3 protein-coding genes, 1 rRNA gene and 1 pseudogene are annotated in these 6,146 nt (G+C 40.6%); all 5 read right to left on the bottom strand.

Going from position 1 to position 6,146, the window contains the following annotated elements; translation table 11 throughout:
* Positions 1-1,252 (bottom strand): annotated as a pseudogene (aceK, locus tag AAC853_RS07755) (bifunctional isocitrate dehydrogenase kinase/phosphatase); the annotation flags it as partial.
* Positions 1,253-1,338: 86 nt separating this feature from the next.
* The gene (gene aceA, locus AAC853_RS07750) at positions 1,339-2,646 is read right to left on the bottom strand and encodes an isocitrate lyase (RefSeq protein WP_340614147.1); all 1,308 of its coding nucleotides are present in this window, start codon (positions 2,644-2,646) and stop codon (positions 1,339-1,341) included.
* Between the two features lie 57 nt (positions 2,647-2,703).
* Positions 2,704-4,299 (bottom strand): malate synthase A, encoded by a 1,596-nt coding sequence (gene aceB / locus AAC853_RS07745; RefSeq protein WP_340614146.1) that lies wholly within the window; start codon positions 4,297-4,299, stop codon positions 2,704-2,706.
* A 310-nt stretch (positions 4,300-4,609) separates the two neighbouring features.
* Complete coding sequence (gene metA / locus AAC853_RS07740; protein ID WP_338884480.1) at positions 4,610-5,539, bottom strand: homoserine O-acetyltransferase MetA; 930 nt, start codon at positions 5,537-5,539, stop codon at positions 4,610-4,612.
* Between the two features lie 442 nt (positions 5,540-5,981).
* A 5S ribosomal RNA gene (rrf, locus tag AAC853_RS07735) occupies positions 5,982-6,097 on the bottom strand.
* Between the last annotated feature and the right edge of the window lie 49 nt (positions 6,098-6,146).

The raw sequence follows: 6,146 nt of genomic DNA, 5'->3' as shown, positions 1-6,146 counted from the left end.
TTTACGCTCCATATAGAGATGCTTTATTAAGATTTTATCTCCAAAATCTTCTAACTTTTCGGGTATCTCTTTTTGCAATTCTACCATTAACTCAGGACTAATATGGCGTTTATCAATCACAAAGTTTTCGAATTCCTGAGTATCTGCCATTCTTCCAACACGATCATGCTCTTTTACCAGTCGATAGCACTCCTGAACACGTTCTTGAGAAACCTCTTTCTGTGGTGCAAATTTGTCTTTAATCACTTTAAATACACGATCAAATGACGGGAAAGTGAAAACTAGCATGACCATGCCCTTCACACCTGGTGCAATTGTAAACTGTTCCTGAGTGGCATTAAGGAATGTCAAGTATTCACGGTAGTATTCTGTTTTACCGTGTTTCTGACAGCCTATCGCCATGTATAGCTCTGCCGTGGATTTCGTAGGAAGAATTTCACGCAACCACTCAACTAACGCTGCGGGTAAGGGCGCGTAAACCATAAAATAGGAACGGGCAAAACCAAAAACAATGCTGGCATCATCGTAATTGGTCAGGCAGGTATCGACAAAAATTCCCCCGATTCATTGTGATGAATCGGTAACAAAAAGGGATACACAATCGCCCCCATTCTAATTTTTCCTACTAACCAGGCTGCCTTATTACGGTAAAATAGTTCATTAGCAATTTGGAATGTGGAGTGTAATAAATCACATTGGGAGAATGTATTCTGTAAATATTGCGTGATATAACCAATATCTCGATCTAAATCCTCCCATTTAAGGCGTAATGGCAAATCATTTAAAATGGTTCGCAGCATTGATGCAGATCCCCATCAGGGAAAAAATCCCGTGATAATGGGCGAGAAATATGGCGAAAACGGGAAGAAGGTTGAGAAGAAAAGATATAGAGGTTTTCTGGTTTCAAGTTACGATGTTTGAAAAATCGACAGTAAACTGAATTAAAAAAACTTTCTGCAATTTCAAAACGCGGATAATCAGGCAGTAAACAGGTATAAACCGCTTTAACTTCGGCAATGTAATCTTCATCATATTGTAACGGAGTGTGAATGCGTTTCAATTGCTCCACCACCAATCCAACATGATGATCATACAAGTTAATCCGCTTTTTCATCGCCTGTTGTACAGCCGGCCAGTCAGCCTGTTCAAAACGTTGCTGCGCCCCAGAAGTGACTTCCAGAAACCGACCATATTGCGCATCAAATCCCTGTAAAATGGTTTGTGCAATTAAATGTGCGAGATCTATTTCCATATTTAGCCACCTCTACCCGACACGTAAAGGGGTATCCCTTTATTGGAATTCCCCCACAATTTACTACCTCAATCAGGATAATGAACTTAGAATTGCTGTTCTTCAGTTGATCCGGTTAATGCAGTAACAGAAGAACCCTCTCCCTGAATAATCGTGGTCACCTTATCAAAATATCCCGTACCCACTTCCTGCTGATGTGAGGAGAATGTATAACCACGGTCAAGGGCAGCAAATTCTTGTTCCTGAACTTTTTCAACATAATGTTTCATTCCTTCACCACGTGCGTAATCGTAGGCCAAATCAAACATGTTGAACCACATGCTATGTATGCCCGCGAGTGTGATGAACTGGAATTTATATCCCATCGCAAATAACTGATCCTGGAAACTGGAGATCGTTTTATCATCCAGATGCTTTTTCCAGTTGAAAGAAGGCGAACAGTTATAAGCTAACAACTTGCCAGGATATTTAGCATGGATGGCTTCAGCAAAACAACGAGCCGCTTCAATATCCGGTGTCGAGGTTTCGCACCAGACAACATCTGCGTAAGGCGCATAAGCCAATCCACGACTGATAGCTTGTTCAATACCAGCACGGGTGCAATAGAAACCTTCACAGGTTCGTTTGCCAGTAATGAACGTTTTGTCATAAGGATCACAATCTGAAGTCAGTAAATCTGCTGCATCTGCGTCAGTGCGAGCGATTAGCAAGGTGGGTACACCAGAGACATCAGCCGCTAATCGTGCAGCGACCAACTTCTGAATAGCCTCTTGAGTCGGAACCAAGACTTTCCCACCCATGTGTCCACATTTTTTCACTGCCGCCAGTTGATCTTCAAAATGCACTGCCGCGGCACCAGCCTCGATCATCGCTTTCATCAGTTCAAATGCGTTCAATACCCCACCAAACCCCGCTTCTGCATCAGCGACAATCGGCAGGAAATAGTCAATATACTCTTGACTATCTGGCTCGATACCACTTGACCATTGGATCTGATCTGCACGACGGAAGCTATTATTAATACGTTTGATTACATTAGGAACAGAATCAACAGGATACAATGATTGATCAGGATACATGCTCGCTGCGGTGTTCGCATCTGCCGCCACTTGCCAGCCGGAAAGATAAACCGCCTCAATACCTGCTTTAGCTTGTTGAAGTGCCTGGCCGCCTGTCAGCGCCCCAAGCGCATTCACATAGCCTTTTTTTGCTTTACCATTCAACAAGTTCCATAATTTTTTCGCCCCCATTTGCGCTAAAGTATGTTCAGGATTAATCGAACCACGCAATTTGACGACGTCTTCAGCACTATATGGTCGAGTGACACCTTTCCAACGCGGTTGTTGCCACTCTTGTTCCAACTGAGCGATTTGTTGTTTCCGGGATATGGTCATGATGTTCTACTTCCTATTTTTAATTAATCGGATATTTTTGCCATTATTGTCTTTAAGCTAGTCTAATAACTGATAACCAGGTAATGTTAGGAAATCAATTAAGTTGTCCTGAGTGGTAATTCTTTCCATTAAATCAGAAGCTTCCATAAACCGTCCTTGATTAAAACGCCGCTCCCCAACTTCCTGTTTAATAACATCGAGTTCTTCTTTTAACATTTCTCTGAACAGTTCCTTTGTCACTTTTTTACCGTTAGAGAGTGATTTTTCATGGCGGATCCATTGCCAAATCGAAGTTCGGGAAATCTCTGCTGTAGCAGCATCTTCCATTAAACCGTAAATCGGTACACAGCCATTCCCCGAAATCCAGGCTTCTATGTACTGAACGGCAACTCGAATATTTGCGCGCATTCCCTCTTCTGTTCTTTCTCCCAAACAAGGCGCAAGTAATTGTTCAGCCGTAATCGCCTCATCTTCTTCACGTAAAACGGTTAATTGGTTGTGACGTTCTCCCAGCTTTGCGTCAAAAACCTCCATGACAATATCTGCAAGCCCTGGATGCGCCACCCATGTACCATCATGGCCGTTATTGGCTTCCAGTGCTTTATCCGCTCTGACTTTGTGCAAAACTTGCTGATTTTGCGCAGGATCTTTACTAGGAATAAATGCCGACATCCCGCCCATTGCAAATGCGCCACGTTTATGACAGGTTTTAATCAGCAAGCGAGAGTAAGCACTCAAGAAAGGTTGTGTCATCGTCACGGATTGACGATCCGGCAAAACGCGGTCAGCATGATTTTTCAGTGTCTTGATATAACTGAAAATATAATCCCAGCGCCCACAATTTAGGCCAACGATGTGATGACGTAAGTGATACAAAATTTCATCCATCTGGAATACGGCTGGCAAGGTTTCAATCAAAACCGTTGCCTTAATCGTACCTATTGGCAAATTGAAACGTGATTCTGTAAAACTGAAAACATCACTCCACCATTGTGCTTCATGGTAGCTCTGTATTTTAGGTAGATAAAAATAAGGACCACTGCCTTTTTGCAGTAATTTCTTATGATTCAAGTAGAAATAGAGAGCAAAATCAAACAACCCGCCAGAAATCGGTTCGTTCTTGTAGAGGATATGTTTTTCTGATAGATGTAATCCCCTAACCCGGGCAATCAATACTGCAGGATCTGCTTTCAACTCATAACGCTTACCCTGCTCATTGGTATATGAGATAGTCCCATTGACAGCATCCCTTAAGTTAATCTGTCCATTGATAACCTTATCCCATTCAGGTGCTAATGAATCCTCAAAATCGGCCATAAATACTTTTACATTGGCATTTAAGGCATTGATGACCATCTTGCGCTCTACAGGACCGGTTATTTCAACTCGACGATCTTTGAGATCATCGGGTATTCCCTGAATTTTCCAATTCCCATTTCTAATGGAAGCTGTTTCCGAAATAAAGTCAGGTAATGAACCATTATCTATCTTTTCCTGCCAACGTACACGTTCATTCAATAATTTTGTACGTCTGTCAGAAAATTCGATAATTAATTCTTCTAAAAAGCGAATAGATTCAGGTGATAACACCTGTTTCTCCGCCTCTCCAAAAGGTTTAATAAAGGTTAATTTTGTTGCTAATGCCTGCTGCATAATTTCCCCACTTCTCACATTTAAGCACTCATCTGCTTAAGAATAATCAATTAAAAAAATAAATCAAAAACAGTTTCCATTATTTTTAATAATTAAAATTAATTAAATATAATCAATAAATTAAGACAAGTTAAAGATAAAAAAAGTAAGGAAATAAATTCCGAAAAATTCCACTCAACAATGTTAAGTTTTTGTTATGCATGAAAAATCACGGTTGATGATTGAACGACAGCAACGGAAGGAAAATTAACAAAATGAGAAGTGTCTCGCTTCAGCAACCCCTCATTTTTATTTAAAATTTAAATTGGGTTTAATCTAAGGTAGGGTTCATAAAAGCAAGATCGTATGGCGTAATTTGGTAGACATAGTAATTCAACCAATTTAAAAATAGTAAATGGCCGTGACTACGCCAAGATGCAACAGGTTTATTTGCAGGATCGTTATCCGGGAAGTAATTGACCGGCAACTTTGGTTCCAAACCTGCATTACGATCACGCCAATATTCCGCAGCTAATGTCCCTACATCATATTCAGGATGCCCTGTTACAAATACTAATCTCTTATCTTTACTGGCAAATAAATAGGCTCCAGCCTCTTCTGAACGGGCTAAAATATCTAAATCCGTATGTTCACGAATAAGAGATTCAGGAAAATCAGCAAAACGCGAGTGAGGAGCAAAAAATGTTTCGTCAAATCCACGGGTTAACAATGCCAGAGGATTTAAAGTTGAATGAGAATAAACACCAGAGAGTTTAGTTTTTCGGGTATGCTTGGGAAGTTGATAAAGAACTTTTAATGCAGCTTGAACCGCCCAACAAACAAAAAGTGTCGAAGTAACATGTTCTTTTGCCCAAGTCACTATTTTTTCAACTTCACTCCAATACACCACATCTTCAAATTCAATAAGTCCTAACGGGGCGCCTGTGACAATCAATCCATCAAAATTTTGATCTTTTATTGAATCAAAATCACAATAAAAAGTATCCAGGTGTTCAGCAGGGGTATTCTTACATTGACGACTATCAATGCGCAGCAATTGAATATCGATTTGAAGCGGTGTGTTAGACAATAAGCGAATAAACTGGTTTTCTGTTTCTATCTTCTTTGGCATTAAGTTGAGCAGCAATACCTTCAATGGACGAATATTCTGAATATTGGCCCGTGTTGACGTCATAACAAAGATGTTTTCATTGCGAAGAGCATTCACCGCAGGTAATTCATCTGGTACACGAATTGGCATTGCTTAAAACCTCGACTATTTAGTTTTTACCTTTAGACTTCTAGATAGCCAAATTTACCCCAAACGGAAGGAAAATGTCGAGTTATTGTACTCAAATTGAAATTATTTCATTTTATTATATGGAAAATAGTTATCAGAATAAGGGAGAAAAGTTAAGGTGATATTAGTCATAATACGATGTAACCAATATCAACCTTTCATTAATAAAATTAAAGATAGGCAGAGTTCATAACTTGGAGGTTCAAACAATCTTTAAACGCCTGATAACTCTGTTTGCTTAGCTGCTCAGGGTAGCTTAAGACAAACGGCCCTGATGACTTCTCTGCTCATGTAAAGGAAAAGCTGTGTTATAGAGTTCATTGATGAGGTCAAAATTGATTTTTCCAAACACCCAAACGCAAAAAAGCCATCCGATGACGGATGGCTTCTCTGGCTAATTGATGTCTGGCAGTGCCCTACTCTCACATGGGGAGACCCCACACTACCATCGGCGCTACGGCGTTTCACTGCTGAGTTCGGCATGGGGTCAGGTGGGACCACCGCGCTATTGCCGCCAGACAAATCCTGTTTTCAATCCCGAACAAGCTGCTTTTCTACGCTGAAACCC

It is taken from the genome of Xenorhabdus thailandensis (genome assembly GCF_037996785.1).
Taxonomy (GTDB): Bacteria; Pseudomonadota; Gammaproteobacteria; order Enterobacterales; family Enterobacteriaceae; genus Xenorhabdus; species Xenorhabdus griffiniae.
This window is presented reverse-complemented; position numbering and strand designations above follow the sequence as displayed.